The 17,562-nt window shown below is 67.7% G+C and carries 15 protein-coding genes; 8 read left to right on the top strand and 7 right to left on the bottom strand.

From position 1 onward, the window contains the following. Positions 1-55 precede the first annotated feature (55 nt). Positions 56-1,048, top strand: coding sequence for a patatin-like phospholipase family protein (locus QRO95_RS07705; RefSeq protein WP_019337382.1), 993 nt, complete (start codon positions 56-58; stop codon positions 1,046-1,048). A gap of 39 nt (positions 1,049-1,087) precedes the next feature. Here QRO95_RS07705 and QRO95_RS07700 read toward each other — a convergent pair whose 3' ends face one another. After that, positions 1,088-3,088: a hypothetical protein gene (locus QRO95_RS07700; RefSeq protein WP_285302188.1), complete on the bottom strand. Its 2,001-nt coding sequence runs from the start codon at positions 3,086-3,088 to the stop codon at positions 1,088-1,090. Between the two features lie 87 nt (positions 3,089-3,175). Continuing rightward, positions 3,176-3,658: an Lrp/AsnC family transcriptional regulator gene (locus QRO95_RS07695; protein WP_004153377.1), complete on the bottom strand. Its 483-nt coding sequence runs from the start codon at positions 3,656-3,658 to the stop codon at positions 3,176-3,178. Between the two features lie 125 nt (positions 3,659-3,783). Between QRO95_RS07695 and phhA the strand changes: the two genes are divergently transcribed. Next, positions 3,784-4,677: a phenylalanine 4-monooxygenase gene (gene phhA, locus QRO95_RS07690; RefSeq protein WP_071228653.1), complete on the top strand. Its 894-nt coding sequence runs from the start codon at positions 3,784-3,786 to the stop codon at positions 4,675-4,677. Positions 4,678-4,782: 105 nt separating this feature from the next. On the opposite strand, the gene QRO95_RS07685 is transcribed toward phhA, so the two are convergent. After that, positions 4,783-5,838, bottom strand: coding sequence for a LacI family DNA-binding transcriptional regulator (locus QRO95_RS07685; protein ID WP_285302187.1), 1,056 nt, complete (start codon positions 5,836-5,838; stop codon positions 4,783-4,785). 239 nt (positions 5,839-6,077) lie between these two features. On the opposite strand from QRO95_RS07685, the gene QRO95_RS07680 reads away from it, so the two are divergent. The 4 genes from QRO95_RS07680 (at position 6,078) to QRO95_RS07665 (ending at position 9,068) form a co-directional block, all read left to right on the top strand. Then, positions 6,078-6,668 (top strand): cysteine dioxygenase family protein, encoded by a 591-nt coding sequence (locus QRO95_RS07680; protein ID WP_049399007.1) that lies wholly within the window; start codon positions 6,078-6,080, stop codon positions 6,666-6,668. Positions 6,669-6,784: 116 nt separating this feature from the next. Then, a complete protein-coding gene (gene eda / locus QRO95_RS07675; RefSeq protein WP_121504971.1) occupies positions 6,785-7,423 on the top strand; it encodes a bifunctional 4-hydroxy-2-oxoglutarate aldolase/2-dehydro-3-deoxy-phosphogluconate aldolase in 639 nt (212 codons plus the stop codon). Positions 7,424-7,519: 96 nt separating this feature from the next. Further along, positions 7,520-8,548 (top strand): alcohol dehydrogenase AdhP, encoded by a 1,029-nt coding sequence (gene adhP, locus QRO95_RS07670; RefSeq protein WP_182266977.1) that lies wholly within the window; start codon positions 7,520-7,522, stop codon positions 8,546-8,548. A gap of 127 nt (positions 8,549-8,675) precedes the next feature. Continuing rightward, positions 8,676-9,068, top strand: a complete 393-nt coding sequence (locus tag QRO95_RS07665) for a hypothetical protein (protein ID WP_197617072.1) — start codon at positions 8,676-8,678, stop codon at positions 9,066-9,068. Positions 9,069-9,139: 71 nt separating this feature from the next. Here QRO95_RS07665 and ligD read toward each other — a convergent pair whose 3' ends face one another. The 3 genes from ligD to QRO95_RS07650 all read right to left on the bottom strand — a co-directional run bounded on the left by ligD (position 9,140) and on the right by QRO95_RS07650 (position 13,091). Further along, complete coding sequence (gene ligD, locus QRO95_RS07660; RefSeq protein WP_285302185.1) at positions 9,140-11,626, bottom strand: DNA ligase D; 2,487 nt, start codon at positions 11,624-11,626, stop codon at positions 9,140-9,142. 3 nt (positions 11,627-11,629) lie between these two features. Further along, the gene (locus QRO95_RS07655; protein WP_049422360.1) at positions 11,630-12,535 is read right to left on the bottom strand and encodes a Ku protein; all 906 of its coding nucleotides are present in this window, start codon (positions 12,533-12,535) and stop codon (positions 11,630-11,632) included. 157 nt (positions 12,536-12,692) lie between these two features. Next, positions 12,693-13,091 (bottom strand): hypothetical protein, encoded by a 399-nt coding sequence (locus tag QRO95_RS07650; protein ID WP_154261796.1) that lies wholly within the window; start codon positions 13,089-13,091, stop codon positions 12,693-12,695. Positions 13,092-13,237: 146 nt separating this feature from the next. On the opposite strand from QRO95_RS07650, the gene QRO95_RS07645 reads away from it, so the two are divergent. Then, positions 13,238-13,582 carry a hypothetical protein gene (locus QRO95_RS07645; protein WP_032129273.1) on the top strand — a complete coding sequence of 115 codons (345 nt, stop codon included), beginning with the start codon at positions 13,238-13,240 and terminating at the stop codon, positions 13,580-13,582. Positions 13,583-13,735: 153 nt separating this feature from the next. Here the strand turns inward: QRO95_RS07645 and QRO95_RS07640 are convergent, their stop codons facing one another. After that, positions 13,736-15,826: a TonB-dependent receptor domain-containing protein gene (locus QRO95_RS07640; RefSeq protein ID WP_285302183.1), complete on the bottom strand. Its 2,091-nt coding sequence runs from the start codon at positions 15,824-15,826 to the stop codon at positions 13,736-13,738. A 171-nt stretch (positions 15,827-15,997) separates the two neighbouring features. Between QRO95_RS07640 and QRO95_RS07635 the strand changes: the two genes are divergently transcribed. Continuing rightward, positions 15,998-17,200, top strand: coding sequence for an amino acid aminotransferase (locus QRO95_RS07635; protein ID WP_049462449.1), 1,203 nt, complete (start codon positions 15,998-16,000; stop codon positions 17,198-17,200). Positions 17,201-17,562 lie beyond the last annotated feature (362 nt).

The following is a 17,562-nucleotide window of genomic DNA, read 5'->3' as shown; positions in this document are numbered from 1 at the left end:
CGGCTTCGGTATGCTGGCGCCCTTTCCTGAATCCGGCGCCGCGAGCGCACTGCCGATGAGCCTGTTCCGCCCCCGCATGCTGCTGTCCGTCGCCCTGATCGGCCTGCTGGCCGGCTGCGGTGGCGACCCGGTCCGCCCCACACCGCCGCCGGCACCGACCGTGGTGCCGCAGGCCAAGCCGGTGAAGATCGGCATCGCCCTCGGTGGCGGCGCAGCCAAGGGCTTCGCGCACATCGGCGTGATCAAGATGCTGGAGGCCAACGGCTTCGAACCGGCCGTGGTGTCCGGCACCAGCGCCGGCAGCGTGGTCGGTGCGCTGTACGCCAGCGGCATGGACGCGTTCCAGATGCAGAGCAAGGCGGTCGCGCTGGACGAAGCCAGCATCCGCGACGTGCGCCTGTTCTCCGGCGGCCTGGTGCAGGGCCAGAAGCTGCAGGACTACGTCAACGAGCAGGTTGCCAACCGTCCCGCCGAGCGACTGAAGAAGCCGTTCGCCGCCGTCGCCACCCAGCTCGAAACCGGCGAGCGTGCGATCTTCGTGCGCGGCAACGTCGGCCAGGCGGTGCGCGCGTCGAGCAGCATTCCCGGTGTGTTCGAACCGGTGAAGATCGGCGGCCGCAACTACATCGATGGCGGCGTGGTCAGCCCGGTGCCGGTGGATGCCGCGCGCCAGCTCGGCGCCGACTTCGTGATCGCCGTGGACATCTCCAGCAAGGCCAGCGGCAAGGCGCCGACCGACATGCTGGGCATCGTCAACCAGTCCATCTCGATCATGGGCCAGCGCCTGGGCGAACAGGAACTGGCACGCGCCGACATCGTCATCCGCCCGAAGGTGCTGGACATCGGCGCCGCCGATTTCAGCCAGCGTGGCACCGCGATCCTGGAAGGCGAGAAGGCCGCAATGGCCGCGATGCCGCAGATCCGCGCCAAGATCCAGCAGCTGCAGCGCGCACGTGCCGCCGCAGCCGCACCGGCACCGGTGGCCGCGCCGAAGTGCGAGGAAGCCTCGCGCCTGGGCAAGCTGATGGGCCGCAAGGACAAGTGCTGACCTGAGCCAGCGTGTCGCTGCCAGACAGCGACGCGCGTGCTAGCGCGCGGGCCGGTAACCGCTGGCCTGCTGCCGCTCGCGCCTGCGCATCTGGCGGGCCTGCTCCTGCAGTGTCGCCGTGTGCTGCAGCTGTTCCATGCCATCGCCCGGTACGTGCAGCTGGCGTCGCGCACGGGTCAGCGCCAGATAGACCGCGCGCACCGGGTTGTGCCAGATGCGCCCGCCCTGCCCCGCACTGAAGCAACCGGGCGACAGCGAGACCACGTCGAACTGCAGGTTCTTCGCGTGTTCGGCCAGGCACAGCGCCACCCGCCCTTCAGCGGGCGTGTCCTGGTCATCAAGCGCCAGCAGCAGTGACTGCACCCGATCGGCAGACGCAAACAGTTCGACCAGCGCGCCCTGCCCTTCGTCGGCCTGCGTGGCCAGGAAGCGCTCCCATTCCTGGTCCGATGCACTGTCGCGGCGCCGGCGCCACGCATCCAGCGGCCGCTGCAGCACGCTGCGCAGCGCGCGCAGCGATGCCGGATGCAGGTAGGGCCGCAGCCCGAGTGCGTGCAGCTGTGCCGCGTCCAGGGCCAGATCGGCGACGCTGCCATGGATGCGCAGGCCCTCGCTCGGCACCTGCGCCCAGTCGCGGTAATGCAGCACACCGGTGGCGCGGTCGGTGGCACCGACGAACGGCCCACTTTCCTGGCCCAGTCCATCCAGTGCCAGGGTCTGGTTGACCAGGCCCTCGACCTGGTTGCCCTGGCGCACCGACTGGTGCATTTCCAGCACCTTCGACGCGGCCCAGCGCGGCACCGTACCGGTCAGGCACTGGTGCGGATCACCCAGGCTGACCACGCCAGGCGCATGGCCGGCCAGCAACTGCTTCCACGACGGGCTCAGGTCATGCGCCTCGTCCACCAGCAGCATGCCCATGTCCAGCGGCGGGGTGACGCCGCGCAGGGCCAACCACTTGCCGATGTGCGCCGGGCTGAGGCTCAGCAGCGTGCCCCGCTGCAGTTCGGCGTCGAACATGCAGCGCCAGACGTGCTCGGCGGCCGCCATGTACGGCGACACATCGAGCATCGCAGCGGGCACCGAACGGTCGAAATGCTGGAACGCCAAGCCCGTTGCCGACGACGCGCACCAACGGTTGATGGCCTCGAACGCGGTCAGCAGCACCTGCTCCGGGCTGCGTCCACCGATGCCCTGCAGGCCGATGCGGCCGGCAATCTCGCGCGGCGTACGGGTGCTGCGCCGGTAGCTGGCAACGAAGCCACCGGTCTGGCCGCTGCGCGCGGCGTGCTGGGCCACGCGGTTGGCGAACTCGATCTGGGTCAGCAGGCGCACCGCAGTGCTGGCCGGCACGCGGGCGCGGAAGGCTTCCACCTGCCCACGCGAGGGCGCCACGTAGGTGTAGCGGCCCGGCCGCGCCTCCATCAGCGCCAGCACCAGGTGGCCCTTGCCGGTGCCGGCATAGCCATCGAGGTCGATCAGCTCATCGGGGTTGGCGGCGATGGCGCGCAGCACGCGGGCCTGCTCGGAGGTGTACAGGCCATGGTGTTCGACCGACCGTGTATCCTCGGCGACAACCTCATCCTGCGTGGCCTCGTCATCGTCACTGGAAAAGGTGGCGGGAAAGCGGATCTCATGTTCGACCAGGGTTTCCTGGCAGGCCTGCTGCAGGGCCAGGCCCGGGTACTCCCGTGGCGACTGCGCGATGACGTCCTGCAGGATCTCCGCCGGCGCCAGCAGCACGCCGTGGGCGGCCAATGCGCTCAGCCAGGCATCCAGCTCCGGTTGGCCACCGCCACCGGGCCCGGCCAGCTGTGCAGCCGCGCCTTCGTTGCCAGCAAACAACGCGCAGGCATCATGCAGCAGGCGCTCGATCTCGGCCGCCGGATGCAGGCGCGTCCGGCACAGCTGCGCGGCCATCAGGCCGGCCTGCTCCACTGCGGTCTGCGGTGGCGTGCCATGGGCAACGTAGCGCGCCAGCGACTTGCGCTGCAGCGGCAGGAACGTGGTGGTGGGCAGCGGGTGCTGGAGTTCGGACATGCGTGGAACCGGAAAGGAACGCTGCGACGCGCGCAGGGCGGAGATGCTCGGCTACCCGCCCGGCGCCGTCAAATCGCAGCGGCGCGTTCATTCCAGCTGCGAAAGCGGCAATGCCTGGAAGCCCTTCACCGTGCGCAGCACGAAGCTGGAATTGGCATCGGCCACGCCACCGGCGTTGAGCAGCCGGTCAAGCAGGAAGTGCGAGAAGTGCTCCAGGTCGCGCACGTAGACGTGCAGCAGGTAGTCCATGTCGCCGGTCAGTGCATGGCAGGCCACCACTTCATCCCAGCCCTGCACGCTGTCCACGAAGTGGCCGATGGCGGCCTGGTCGTGCTTTTCCAGCTGCACGCGCACGAAGGCCTGCAGGCCCAGCCGCAGCTGCCGTGGCTCCAGCCGCGCGCCATAGCCGACGATCACGCCCTCGCTTTCCAACCGCTGCAGGCGACGCAGGCAGGCCGAGGGCGAGAGGTTCACCCGCGTCGCCAGCTCGGCGTTGGTGGCGCGCCCATCCCGCTGGATTTCAGCCAGCAGGCGTATATCCGTGCGATCGAACTGGACTTCTCCGGCCATTGTTGCCCCGCAACATGGTGAGTACGCAAGGATATTGCGCCAACAATGCCAATCGGCGCAACTTTTGCAACCCTGTTGCGCGCGCCCTGCCCTAGCATCGTGGGTATCCCGTCAAGGAGTGCCCCATGGACCTCGCCCAGCCCCGCCGCGTCGAACACCAGCAGACCGACAAGGGCTACGTGCCGGTGTATACCACCGCGCTCGTCGAGCAGCCGTGGGACACCTACAGCGCCGACGACCACGCCACCTGGAGCACGCTGTACCAGCGCCAGCGCGAGCTGCTGGTCGGCCGCGCCTGCCAGGAATTCCTGGATGCACAGGACGAGATGGGCATGAGCGCGCACATGATTCCGCGCTTCGACCAGCTCAACGAAGTGCTCGGCGCCGCCACCGGCTGGACCCTGGTCGGCGTGGAAGGCCTGCTACCGGAACTGGACTTCTTCGACCACCTGGCCAACCGTCGTTTCCCGGTGACCTGGTGGATCCGTCGCCCGGACCAGATCGATTACATCGCCGAACCGGACCTGTTCCACGATCTGTTCGGCCATGTGCCGCTGCTGATGAACCCGGTGTTCGCCGACTACATGGAGGCGTACGGCCGTGGCGGGGTCAAAGCCCACGCGATCGGCCCGGACGCGCTGCAGAACCTGACCCGCCTGTACTGGTACACGGTGGAGTTCGGCCTGATCGATACGCCCGACGGCCTGCGCATCTACGGCGCCGGCATCGTGTCGTCGAAGGGCGAATCGCTGTACTCGCTGGAATCGGCCGCGCCCAACCGCATCGGCTTCGACCTGCAGCGGATCATGCGTACCAAGTACCGCATCGACACCTTCCAGAAGACCTACTTCGTCATCGACAGTTTCGAACAGCTGATGCAGGCGACCTCGCCGGACTTCACCCCGATCTACGCGGCGCTGTCTGATCAGGCGCATCTGCCGGCGGGCGATGTGCAGCGCGATGACCGCGTGTTCCAGAAGGGCACCGGCGAAGGCTGGGCCGACGGCGGCGACGTGTAGGCGAACGGCACACACCGCTTCATACTGAAAACGGCGCACCTGGATGCGCCGTTTTCGTTGCTGCCTGCCTGCACCGTTACGGCGGTGCAGGCGAGGGCAGGGCAATCAGGCGTCCACGGCCCGGCAGGAACCGCGCACCATCAATTGCGGATGCACGCTGGTTGCGGTCGGCGCATCCGGCACGTCGGCCTGCACCAGCATCGCCGCCGCCATGCGTCCGATGTCGGACACATGGCGACGCACCGAGGTCAGCGGCGGCCACAGCCGCGACGCCAGCGGGCTGTCGTCGTAGCTGACGATCGACAACTGCTGCGGCACCGCGATGCCCGCACGCAACGCCACCTGGTACACGCCGGCAGCCATTTCGTCGTTGCCGGCAAAGATCGCACTGGGGCGTTGTCCGCCCATCAGCAGCCGTTCGGCGGCATGCACGCCCGACTCGAACGTATCGCCCGCTTCCAGCACGCGTTCACCCGGCAGGGTCAGGCCCACCTGCGCCAGCCGGTCGAGGAAGCCATGGGTGCGCTCGCGTGCAGTACGGCGGTCGCCCGGACCGGCAATCACCGCGATGTCGCGGTGGCCGAGCGAGAGCAGGTAGCCCGCTGCCGCGGCTGCACCGTCGCGATCATGGGTGACCACGGCCTGTGCCTCGTCATCCGACACATGCGCGTTGATGCGGACGTAGCGGCATTCAATGCCGTCGAGCATCTCCGTCAACGCAGCCGACTCGGAGGCACGCGGGCCCAGGATCACGCCGTGCAGCTTCTGCTGCTGCACGAAGCGCCGCACGCCGTACGCACAGTCCGCATCCTGGCTGTTGCACGGGTGCACCACCAGTTCATAGCCGGTGCCGCGCAGCGCTTCCAGCGCGCCGTGCTGCAGGTCGACGATGCATTGGGCGCCCGGGTCGTCATACACCAGGCCGATCAGGAAGGAGCGGCGGAACGCGAGGCCGCGCGCCAGGGGGTCGGGCACGTAACCGACCTCGCGCATCAACGCCTCGACCTTGTCGCGGGTGTCTTTGCGCACCAGCGGCGAGTTGTTGATGATTCTTGAAACCGTTTTCTTGGAAACTCCCGACAGTCGTGCGATGTCGTTGATCGTGGCAGCCTTGCCCTTCGATGCCGGCAACGCGGCATCGCTAATAATTCGCACTGACATGTATAGAACCAGGTAAGTCGGAGAATTCTAGCCTTGCGCCCGTGGGGCGCGAAGTTGCGGAATGTCGCAGCGAAGATGGATCGCGTCGTGTTCGACCGCTTCTGCTGCGCGAGGTTCCATTGTGATCGCTCTACTTGATGTCCATCTGAACCGTTCTTCCGCGCGTGTTCACCTTGAATGCGGGCGCGACGCGCGCGAACGCCAACATTCCCTTAACCAGGCTCCGCTACAGTCGGGGCATGGACCTGCAGACTTCTCCGTTTCCGGTGTTCCGTGGCCGCGACAGGTTGATCGCTGCGGTCGACGCGGCGATGACCTCCGGTGATGCCGAGCGCATCACCGCCGACCTGCAGCTGGCGCTGCAGGAAGCCATCGCGGACAGCCGCATCGAATTGCCCGAGTGCGTACACCGTCCGGTCAGTGATCATTACGCGCGACGCCCGCTGTACCACAGCCGCGAACACGGCTACAGCGTGATTGCCATGAGCTGGGGCCCAGGGCAGGGCACGCCGCTGCACGACCACGATGCCATGTGGTGTGTGGAGGGAGTGTGGTCAGGCGAGCTGGAGATCACCCGCTATGAACTGCTGGAGCGCAACGGTGAGCGCTGCCGCTTCCGCCGCCACGCCGTGCTGCGCGGGGGCTGCGGCAGTGCCGGCAGCCTGATTCCGCCGCACGAGTACCACACCCTGCGCAACGCCAGCAACGAAGCGCTGGCGATCTCGGTACACGTGTACGAGGCGCAGATGGAGCGCTCGGCGGTGTTCGATCCGCTCGGTGGTGACTGGTACCAGCGCCGCATCCAGGCATTGCAGGCCGACCCGGCCTGAGCCGGGGGCAGGGCGGGGCACCACCGGCACCGTCGTGAGCCACGTGGCATCATGCGCCGCTGCGCTGCCGGACCCGGCGGCGATCCGCGATGCCCGGTCGGGCAAGGAGCAAGACGATGTCCAGCGCTGATCCGCGCCTGCGCGCGCTGTTGAAGCTGGCACCGGTGATTCCGGTGTACACCCCCGAAGATGTGAATGAAGCGGTCGAAGTGGCCCAGGCGCTGTTCCGCGGCGGTCTGCCGGTGATCGAAGTGACGCTGCGCACGCCGCAGGCGCTGGATGCGATCAAGGCGATGGTCGAGGCCGTGCCCGATGCGGTAATCGGTGCCGGCACCGTGCTCAACGCCGCGCAGATGCAGGCAGCCAAGGAGGCCGGTGCGCGTTTCGCGGTGTCCCCCGGTGCCACCCCGACGCTGTATGCCGCCGCGCGTGATGCCGACCTGCCATACCTGCCCGGTGCCGCCACTGCCTCCGACCTGATCCTGGGCCTGGAGCACGGCCACGACACCTTCAAGTTCTTCCCGGCGGTGCAGGCCGGTGGCGCTGCGCTGCTGGCGGCCTGGCACGGCCCGTTCGCCGATGTGCGCTTCTGCCCGACCGGCGGCATCAGCGCGCAGACCGCGCCGCAGTTCCTGCACCTGCCCAACGTGCTGTGCGTGGGCGGCTCGTGGCTGACCACCCCGGCGTTGCTGCAGACCCGCGACTGGGATGCGATCGAGCGCCTGGCCCGCGAGGCGTCAGTGCTGGCCAGCTGAACCTGCTGCACGAATCGTCAAAGGTTTGATCGTGATCAAAGCGCCGGCCTCGAGCCGGCGTCATTCTGTGGGCAAGCGCACTACGGAGATCCGAACATGAATTCGACCATGAAGGCCGCCGTGGTGCGTGAGTTCGGCAAGCCACTGGTGATCGAGGAAGTCCAGGTACCGCGCCCGGGGGCGGGCGAAGTACTGGTCAAGATCGAGGCCTGTGGCGTCTGCCACACCGACCTGCACGCCGCCGAGGGCGACTGGCCGGTGAAACCGAACCCGCCATTCATCCCCGGTCACGAGGGCGTGGGGCACATCGTGGCCGTGGGAGGCGGGGTAGGGCACGTCAAGGAAGGCGACAGGGTCGGCATCCCCTGGTTGTACTCGGCGTGTGGCCATTGCGAACACTGCCTGGGTGGCTGGGAAACGCTGTGCGAGACACAGCGCAACACCGGGTACTCCGTCAACGGCGGCTTCGCCGAGTACGCACTGGCCGATGCCAACTATGTCGGCCTGCTTCCGAAGGACGTGGGCTTCGTCGAGATCGCGCCGGTGCTGTGCGCCGGCGTGACCGTCTACAAGGGCCTGAAGGTGACCGACACCAAGCCCGGGGACTGGGTCGCCATCTCCGGCATCGGCGGTCTGGGCCACATGGCGGTGCAGTACGCCCGCGCGATGGGCCTGAACGTGGCCGCGGTGGATGTGGACGACAACAAACTGGCATTGGCCCGGCAGCTCGGCGCGCAGATCACCGTCAACGCGCGCACCACCGACCCCGCCGCCTTCCTGAAGAAGGAAATCGGCGGCGCGCACGGCGCGCTGGTCACCGCGGTTTCGCCGAAGGCCTTCGAGCAGGCGCTGGGCATGGTCCGCCGTGGCGGCACCGTCTCGCTCAATGGACTGCCGCCCGGTAATTTCCCGCTGGACATCTTCGGCATGGTGCTCAACGGCATCACCGTGCGCGGCTCGATCGTCGGCACCCGGCTGGACCTGCAGGAGTCGCTGCAGTTCGCTGCCGAAGGCAAGGTCGCGGCCACGGTCAGCACCGACCGCCTGGAAAACATCAACGACGTGTTCGCGCGCATGCACGCGGGCACCATTGAAGGCCGCGTGGTGCTCGACTTCGCCGCCTGACCGCCTGTGCATGGCCGCCGTCGCTCCGTCCCCCTCTCCCACGGACGCGGCGGCCATGCCTATCCCCCGGTGGTGCCGACCGCTGGCCGGCAACCCCAGGCATTTCGCGCCGCCGTACAATGCGCGCATGCCCGGCCTGCTCAAGACCCTGTTCCTGTCCCTCGTCGCCCTGATCGGCGGCGTGCTGTCGCTTGCGCTGGTCAGCAGCGTCGCCAGCTGGCTGCCCCCGTTGCTGGGCATGTCGCCGGACAACAACAGCGTGCAGCTGGGGTGGGACCTGGCCTTCAGCGTACTGGGCGGCATCGCCGGCATTTCCTTCGCCACCTACTACGCGCCGTGCTGGCCGCGTTCGCATGGGTTCTCGATCTGGTCGTTGATCGCACTCGGATGCGGTTACGCGATGTGGAGCGCCGGCGCGGATTTCCCACTCTGGTTCGTCATTTCGCTGCTGGCATCGCTGCCGTTGCAGCTGCTGGCCGGCTGGTGGTTCGGCCGCCGCGCGTCGCGCGATCCGCGCTGAGCGCATCCAGGTAGTGCCGGCCGCTGGCCGGCAACCTCGCCCATGCTACAGGTGCCGGCCAGCGGCCGGCACTACCGCTTCAGCGTCGGCAGCGTCTGCTTCAATCGCGCGATGCCCTGCCATGGGTCACCCTTCAGCCGCTTGGCACGCGCCAGCGCCTTGACCATCGGAAACGCGTCGGCCGCGCTCACCCGCGCCAGTTCTTCCCAGCGCAGCGGCACCGCCACGCCGCCAGAATCGCGTGCACGCAGCGACCACGAGCACACGCTGGTGGCGCCTCGGGTGTTGCGCAGCCAGTCGATGAAGATGACGCCATTGCGCTTCGCCTTGCTCATCGTCGCCACGTAGCGGTCCGGCGCCTGCTCCGCCATCGCCTGTGCGAACGCCTCGCAGAATGCCTTGGCTTCGCCCCAGCCAGCCTTGGGCTGCAGTGGTACCACCACGTGCACCCCCTTGCCGCCAGACAGGCGTACGAAGCTCTCCAGACCCACCTGCTGCAGGCGGTCACGCACGTCGCGCGCACCGGCTTTCACCTGTGCCCAGCTGACGCCCTCACCAGGGTCGAGATCGAACACCAGTCGATCCGGATGCTCCGGGTCGGCCACGGTCGCACCCCAGGGATGCAGCTCCAGCGTGTTCATCTGCACCAGTTGCAGCAGGCCCCGCGCATCGTCGATGTAGACGTAATCCTCGCGGCCGCTCTTCTGCAGGAGGGGCACCGCATGTACCGCATCGCCCAGGCCGGGGCCATGATGCTTCTGGAAGAAGCAGGCCTTGCCGACGCCGTCCGGGCAGCGCAGCAATGACAGCGGACGTCCGCCAAGTTCGGGCAGGATCCAGCGCGCCATGCGCTGGTAGTAGTCGGCCACGTCGCCCTTGCTCAGTTTCTGCTTTGGAAACACCACCCGCTCAGGATGGGTGATCTGGACCTCACCTCCGGGTTCGGCATCTGCGGTGCTCATTCCCAGGTCCTCCTCCTGCTTGTCGCTGCGCAGCCGCTTGAAACTGGCCTGGCGCAGCAGGCCTTCCTTGCCCCAGCCACGGAACGCCACCTCCGCCACCGTCACCGGTTTCACCCAGCGTACGCTGGCGGCGCGGAACGGCACATGCGCCGGCAGCTGCAGCACCGGCGTCTTCACTGCCAAAGGCTGCAGTGCCTTGAGCAGCGCGCGCAGGCGCTCGTCGTCGAAGCCGGTACCCACGCGGCCCACATAGCGCAGCCCGGCCTTGTCCGGCGTGGCCAGAAGCAGCGAGCCGAATCCCACCCGGGAACCCTTGGGTGCCGTATAGCCGACGATCACGAACTCGTCGGTGTCTTCGTGCTTCACCTTCACCCAGCTGCGCGCGCGGGTGTTTACGTACGGCGCATCCACCTGCTTGCTGACGATGCCTTCGAAGCCGGCCTCGCCGCTGGCATCGAACACCTGCGGCCCATGGTCGACCACGTGTTCGCTGAAGGCCAGTGTGCCGGGCGCCGGCCCGATGAGATCCTTCAGCAGCGCCTTGCGTTCCAGCAACGGCGCACGACTGATGTCCACGCCGGCCACACCCGGAAGATCGAACACGATGTAACGCAACGGTTGCTTCGAGCTTCCATCGATCACGCGCTGCAGTGCTGCGAAATCGCTGCGTCCTTCCTTGTCCAGAACCACCAGCTCGCCATCCAGGCGCGCATCGCGCACCGGCAGCGCCAGCACGGCCTGCGCGACCTCGGGAAAATCGGCCGTCCAGTCCAGGCCGTTGCGCGAGCGGAGTTTCACCTCGCCATTGTGCAGATCGGCCAGCAGACGATAGCCGTCCCACTTGATCTCGTGCAGCCAGCGCTCGCCGTCGGGGGCACTGTCGCGATGATCGGTCAACTGCGGTTTGAACCCAAGGGGATAGGGCGTATCACGTGCGCCGTGCAGTTGCAGCGCGCGTGCATGCCAACGCGCATCGGCCTTGCGCGTGGTCGTGCGTGCGACGGGTGCAGCACGCGCCGCCTTCGCTGTGGAACGCTTCTTCGCCGCAGATGCTCGTTTCGGCGTGGGTGCCGTCAGCAGGTCATCCGCCTCCGCGTCGCGCGCTTCGCCGTCGTCGCGCTTTATCAGCAGCCACTGCACCTGACGCCCTTTCATTGCCGTACGCACCAGCTTCCACCCACCGGCCAGGCGTTGCCCGTGCAGCACGAAGTCGATCTTTCCAGCCGCCAGCGCCTGCAGTGGATCACCTTCACAGGCCCAGGTGCCGTGATCGAAGACATCCACGTGGCCAGCGCCATAGTGGCCTTCAGGAATGTCTCCTTCGAAACCGGCGTAGGACAACGGGTGATCTTCCACCTCCACGGCCAGCCGCTTCTCACCGACGCGCAGCGAAGGCCCCTTGGGCACGGCCCAGCTCTTCAGTACGCCGTCCATTTCCAGGCGGAAGTCATAGTGACGCGAGCTTGCGTGATGCAGCTGGATGACGAAGGTCGGCCGCCGCTTCGGATTCCCGCGTGCGGGCGTGTCGTCAGGCTCCGGCGTCTGCCCGGCGCCACCACCCAGTCTGCGCTTGCGCCGGTACTGGTGCAGCGACATGGTTCAACCTGCCTTGCGCCGCGTGGTCTTCTTTACGGCCTTTTTGGCGGCCTTCTTCGCAGCCTTCTTCGCCGGTGCCTTGCGCATTGCCGTCTTCTTCGCCGGCGTGCGCTTGTTGGCGTCCAGGCTCTTCTGAAGCAACGCCATGAAATCCACCACATTGGTGGTGGCATCTTCACGCGGTGCGGGCTCGTCTTCCACCCGGGTAGTGCCGCCCTTGGATTTGATGCGCTTGTTCAATACCAGCTGCAGACGCTCGCGGAACTCATCGTGATAATCCGAAGGATCCCAGTCACCGGCCATTGATTCGATCAGCTGTTCGGCCATCGCCGTTTCCTTGCTGGTTATGCGATAGTCGGACAGTTTTCCGGTGGGCAGCTTGTAGTCCTCGGGATCCACCAGCTCCTGCGGATAGCGCAGGATCATCAACACCAGCGCGTCCTCATGCGGCATCACCGCGCACAGGTATTCGCGCGTGCGCACCACCACCCGCGCGATGCCCACTTTGCCGGTACTGCGAAGCGTTTCGCGCAGCAGCACATAGCCCTTTTCGGCCTTCTTGCCGGGCACCAGCAGATACGGTTTCTCGTAGTAGCGTGGGTCGATCTGCGCCGCATCCACGAACGATTCCACCTCCACCGCTTCGTGGCTTTCCGGCGCCGCCGAACGGATATCACCTTCCTCCAGCACGACATAACTGCCCTTGTCGTACTCATAGGCTTTGACGATGTCCTTCCAGGGCACTTCCTCACCGGTGTCGGCGTTGACCCGTTCGAAACGGATCGGCTTGCGGTCGCGGGAGTCGAGCATGCGGAACTGCAGATCGACCTTGCGTTCGCCGGACATCAGTGACACCGGCACGTTGAGCAGGCCAAACGACAACGTGCCGGTCCAGATCGGGCGGGCCATGGGCGCACCTTTGATGGGGCAGGGTGCCCAGCGTGGTCCGGAGGGCGTAAACCAGCCGTGTCCATGCCGTGCACGTGGGTTCTACGGTAGTGCCGGCCGCTGGCCGGCTGAGGCTCGCGGACTGAAGTTTCCTGGGGTTGCCGGCCAGCGGCCGGCACTACTGCAGCAACGGCCTCACCGCCGCCGCCGGAATATGGTCCAGTGCGCGCCAGGCGTCCTCCACCACCGGCCTCGCCTGCGACCAGCTCAACCGCGACTGCCCGCGCATCTGCTCCCAGTGCTCGGCCAGTTCCTCGCAGGTATCGGCGGCATCACCGCGCGGCCAGTCGGCAGCGTGGGTGGTCAGCGCGAAGGCATACACCGGGCACAGATCGCGCCAGTTGCGGTGGCTCTGGCCTCGGCGCTCTTCGTAGTCACTGAGCATGTACTGCAGGTAGTCCTGCGCCACCGCCTGCGGGTCCTCATGGCGACGCGTACGGCGCTGAGCTGTGCGCTGGCCGAGCGGATCAAGCAGGGCGTTGAACACGGACGGTGCGGGTCGTTCAAGACGGGGCATGGCCGGCTCCTGCAGCGGGGGCGGGTGGGCAGGAATACGCGCGGTCCCGTTACCGGGGGGTGAGCGAGATGTTCATGACGCCAGGTTCGCAGCGGCTTTACCTGCAGGGCGGTGTAGTGGGAGCCCCCGAGTGCAGGTACCAGACCATGAGCCGAGAGACCTCACGAGACCCGCTGCGCGAAAACCACCCGCCCATTCCCGGCGAGCAGCGCGGCAAGCGCGATGCCGACAATGCCGACTACCGCGGCACCGGTGCACCGTTCTTCGATGCCGAGCATGCCGGAGAGCATCTGCCGGTGAAGCACGAGTCTGAACAGGCCGCGCTGGACCGCAAGGACGGCGGCGACCGCCATCGTGGCGGCCAGGAAAGCCCGCTCAAGCGGCGTGAGCGCAAGCAGCGCGCCAGCGACAACCAGGATGAAGCGCTGGAGGAGACCTTCCCGGCCAGCGACCCGACCTCGCCGTTCGTGCCGGCCAAGGCCCCCGACTGACGGTAGCGCCGGCCGCTGGCAGGCAACCTCCTGGCGCCCTGCACGGCGCGATGCCGGCCACGGCCCCCGATTTACGGGTAGTGCCGGCCGCTGGCCGGCAACCTCCTGACGTCCTGCACCGCGCGATGCCGGCCAGCGGCCGGCACTACCACTTCAGCGCCACGACCATTGCAGGCCAATGTTGGCCCGCCGTCCCGGTCCCGGCTCGTAGAAGCGGCCATTGCCATCGTTGACGATCACCGAGCCGATGTAGGCCTGGTCCAGCACATTCTCCAGCCGGGCGAAGGCGCGCAGCTCGCCACCCGGCAGCGTCCAGCGACGGCCGGCTTCCAGATGCAGCAGGGCAAAGCCGGGCGCACGCTCGGTGGCCACGTCGTTGACCAAGGTATCGCTGCTGGCGGAGGCCTCCAGCGCCCACTGCCAGTCGGCGGGGGTCCACTGCAGCCTGGCGAAGGCCTGCTGGCGCGGCACACCGGGCAGGCGGCTGCCCGCGGCGACCACGCTGTTCGAGGTCAGGTACGGCGAGCGCACCTGCGCCTGCAGCCATGTCCATGCCAGCTGCAGTTCCAGCTGCTCGGCCAGCGGCTGTCGGTACTGCAGTTCCACACCTTGGCGGCGGGTGCGGCCGATGTTGCGATAGGTGCTGCGCCCACCAGAGTTGCTGGCAACTGCCAGCTCATCGTCGGTATCTGCGCGGAACAGGCTGATATCAAGCTGGGTTCCGTCCTGTGCGTGCCATTTGCTGCCTATCTCCAGATTGCGGCTGCCCGCGGCCGCCAGATCCAGTGCCAATCCCGCCTGGCCGTCGGCGCGATAACCCAGCTCATTGAAGGTAGGCGTCTCAAAGCCGCGGCCCACGGCGGCGTGCAGCCGCCACTGCGGGCTGGCCTCGAAGCTGACGCCTGCCACCGGCGTGGTTGCCTGGTAGCGACGGCGGCCGCTGTCGTCCGGATTGCGCCCGGTGATGTAGCGGTCATCGGATTCGAAGCGCACCGCGCTGTGGCGCAGCCCGGCCAGCAGCGACCAGCGCGGGCTCCACTGCCACCAGGCCTGGGCGAACTGGTCCACGTTCTGCACGACGTCGATCTGGTCACGACGCAGGCGCCCACGCACGCCCAGGGTGCTGCCGATGAAGTTCTCGTAGCCGGTGCGGTGCTGGCGCTGGCGGTCCGCACTGAGCCCGGCCACCAGGTCCAACGGTCGGCCGGCGAGGTCGCCATGCCAGCCCCAGCGCGCGTCCAGTCCGCCGTAGCCCGCGTCCAGATCGATCACGCCGCCCGCATGCAACGGGTTGACCTGTGCGGTCGGCGGAATCGGCAGGTACTGGGTGACCTCACGCTGCCCGGCATAGCCCATCAGCTGCCAGCGCTGGGTGTCGGTTTCCCGGGTCCAACGCAACCCAGCCTGCTGCTGGCGCACCGATTTGCGGGTGTTGTACTGGTGAGCCACTGCCGTGGCCTGGCGCGGATCGGCCGCCACCTGGGCACGGCTCAGGCCCAGCGGATCCTGCGCATCGGGGGCATCGAGCGCGTTGAGCAGCAGCTCGAGCCGTCCACCGCCCAGATCACCACCAATACGTGCGTTGAGCGATTCACGGCGCGCGCGGCTATGGTCCCGCCAGCCATCGGTGCGGAAGTGATTGGCGGCGATGTTGTAGTCCAGCGCTTGGCCGGCACCCTTCAGTTGCGCGCCGACACTGAGCGTGTTGTCGGCGCCGGCGTTCACGCGCAGCCGCCACGGGTCGCCGGCCTGGCCCTGCGCGCTCCAGACCTGCAGCACGCCGCCGGAGGAATTGCCGTACAGCGCCGAGAACGGCCCGCGCAGCACCTCGATGCGTTCGGCGCCCAACAAGCTGGCGTGCGACAGCTGGCCCTGGCCATCGGGCATGGTCGCCGGCACCCCGTCGATCAACACCCGTACCCCGCGCACACCAAAGGTCGAGCGCGCGCCGAAGCCACGGATCGACAGCTGCGTGTCCTGGGCGAAGTTCTGCCGGTCGCGCGCCACTAGTCCCGGTACGCCGGCCAGCGCCTCGGACAGCTGCGCGCCGGTGCCCGCGCGGCTGGCGTCGATCCAGACGGTGTCCAGGCTGGCCGGCAGCGCGAACGGGTCGATACCCGGCACCCGCGCCACCTGCACCTGCACGGCGGGCAGGGCGGTGGGCGCAGGCTCGGCCATGGCCGCCCAGGGCGACAGCAGCAGGGCGGACAGCGGCAGGCAACGGCGTCGTGCGGCAGGATTCATGATTCAGGTTGATGGATCGGGCGGCAACGCACGCCATGGTACGGGGCCGTGGATGACGATGGCGGCGGCCAGCCCCGGCAGGCTTTGTTACGATGGGCCGTTTCCGGCCGAAAAGCCGCAGACCGCGTGGCGCAATTCCTCCCCCTTTCCGTCTACCGAACGAGTACCGCCGTGTCCTTCTTTGCAAACGTGGAACTGGTCCCAGGCGACCCGATCCTGGGCCTGACCGAGGCGTACAACGCCGACAGCCGCCCGACCAAGGTCAACCTGGGTGTGGGCATCTACTACGACGAGAGCGGCCGCATTCCGCTGCTGCGCGCCGTCAAGCAGATCGAGCAGCAGCTCGCCGCTGAAGCCAAACCGCGCGGCTACCTGCCGATCGATGGCCTGCCGGCGTACACGCAGGCCACGCGCGAGCTGGTGTTCGGCAAGGACTCGCCGCTGCTGGCCGCCGGCCGCGTCACCACCGCACAGACCGTCGGTGGCAGCGGTGCGCTGCGCGTCGGCGCCGACGTGCTGAAGAAGCTGCTGCCGCACGCCACCGTTGCGCTGAGCAACCCCAGCTGGGAAAACCACCGCGCCGTGTTCAGCGCGGCCGGCTTCGAGGTGGTGGACTACACCTATTTCGACCCGACCACCCACGGCGTCAACTTCGACGGCCTGCTGGCCGACCTGGGCAAGCTGGAAGCCGGCACCGTGGTGTTGCTGCATGCCTGCTGCCACAACCCGACCGGCGCTGACCTCACGGTCACCCAGTGGAAGCAGGTCGCGCAGCTGCTGAAGGAGAAGCAGCTGTTCCCCTTCATCGACATGGCCTACCAGGGCTTCGACAAGGGCATCGAGCAGGACGGCGCCGCCGTGCGCATCATCGCCGAAGCCGGCATCGACAGCTTCATCGTCGCCAACTCGTACTCCAAGTCGTTCTCGCTGTACGGCGAGCGCGTGGGTGCGCTGTCGATGGTGGCGCCGACCGCCGCTGACGCCAAGGCCGTGCAGTCGCAGGTCAAGCGCGTGATCCGCACCATCTACTCCAGCCCGTCCACCCACGGTGCCGCGCTGGTGGCCGGCGTGCTGACCAACCCGGAACTGCGCGCGATGTGGGAGCAGGAGCTGACCGAGATGCGCGAGCGCATCCACGCCCTGCGCCAGGGCCTGGTGGAGAAGCTTGCCGCTGCCGGTGCCCCGCAGTTCGGCTTCATCAACGAGCAGGCCGGCATGTTCTCCTACTCCGGCCTGAGCCGTGAGCAGGTCGAACGCCTGCGCGACGAGTTCGGCATCTACGCCGTCGGCACCGGCCGCATCTGCGTGGCCGCGCTGAACCAGAACAACCTGGAGTACGTCGCCAAGGCCGTGGCCACTGTGGCCAAGGGCTGAAACAGTGCTCCAGTGGTTTGAAGACAAAGGCGCCGAAAGGCGCCTTTGTTTTTGCTCCTGCTTTGCCTTTGCCACACTCTCCGCGCTCGCGGCGAACCCTGAAGCGCAGGGCGAGGCACACCGTGGCCAGGACCGTGAGGCGCATGGATGCGCCGATCGAGCCCCCATGGGTGAGGGCGCTTTGCCTGCGAAGCACTGCTTCGCAAGCGCCCGAACGCCCTGCCGCCAGCGGCTGGGCCGGACCCCGGAGGGGGGTTTACGGCGTGTCCTGGTCACGGTGTGCCTCGCCCTGCGCCTCCATGAAGGAGTGCGCCGACAGCGCAACGCATCTGGAAACGATTACGCCTTCCCGCGCTCACGCA

Source organism: Stenotrophomonas maltophilia group sp. Smal13 (genome assembly GCF_030236855.1).
Lineage (GTDB): Bacteria > Pseudomonadota > Gammaproteobacteria > Xanthomonadales > Xanthomonadaceae > Stenotrophomonas > Stenotrophomonas maltophilia_A.
The sequence above is the reverse complement of the archived record's forward strand: the minus strand, read 5'-3'. Positions and strand labels throughout refer to the sequence as shown.

Bases quoted from the DNA above. Each gene is read 5' to 3' on its own strand.
- QRO95_RS07655 (WP_049422360.1), bottom strand. From the start codon at position 12,535: ATGGCCCGCCCGATCTGGACCGGCACGTTGTCGTTTGGCCTGCTCAAC.
- QRO95_RS07645 (WP_032129273.1), top strand. From the start codon at position 13,238: ATGAGCCGAGAGACCTCACGAGACCCGCTGCGCGAAAACCACCCGCCC.
- QRO95_RS07650 (WP_154261796.1), bottom strand. From the start codon at position 13,091: ATGCCCCGTCTTGAACGACCCGCACCGTCCGTGTTCAACGCCCTGCTT.
- adhP (WP_182266977.1), top strand. From the start codon at position 7,520: ATGAATTCGACCATGAAGGCCGCCGTGGTGCGTGAGTTCGGCAAGCCA.
- QRO95_RS07700 (WP_285302188.1), bottom strand. From the start codon at position 3,088: ATGTCCGAACTCCAGCACCCGCTGCCCACCACCACGTTCCTGCCGCTG.
- QRO95_RS07640 (WP_285302183.1), bottom strand. From the start codon at position 15,826: ATGAATCCTGCCGCACGACGCCGTTGCCTGCCGCTGTCCGCCCTGCTG.
- eda (WP_121504971.1), top strand. From the start codon at position 6,785: ATGTCCAGCGCTGATCCGCGCCTGCGCGCGCTGTTGAAGCTGGCACCG.
- QRO95_RS07695 (WP_004153377.1), bottom strand. From the start codon at position 3,658: ATGGCCGGAGAAGTCCAGTTCGATCGCACGGATATACGCCTGCTGGCT.
- QRO95_RS07685 (WP_285302187.1), bottom strand. From the start codon at position 5,838: ATGTCAGTGCGAATTATTAGCGATGCCGCGTTGCCGGCATCGAAGGGC.
- QRO95_RS07680 (WP_049399007.1), top strand. From the start codon at position 6,078: ATGGACCTGCAGACTTCTCCGTTTCCGGTGTTCCGTGGCCGCGACAGG.
- ligD (WP_285302185.1), bottom strand. From the start codon at position 11,626: ATGTCGCTGCACCAGTACCGGCGCAAGCGCAGACTGGGTGGTGGCGCC.
- QRO95_RS07705 (WP_019337382.1), top strand. From the start codon at position 56: ATGAGCCTGTTCCGCCCCCGCATGCTGCTGTCCGTCGCCCTGATCGGC.
- QRO95_RS07665 (WP_197617072.1), top strand. From the start codon at position 8,676: ATGCCCGGCCTGCTCAAGACCCTGTTCCTGTCCCTCGTCGCCCTGATC.
- phhA (WP_071228653.1), top strand. From the start codon at position 3,784: ATGGACCTCGCCCAGCCCCGCCGCGTCGAACACCAGCAGACCGACAAG.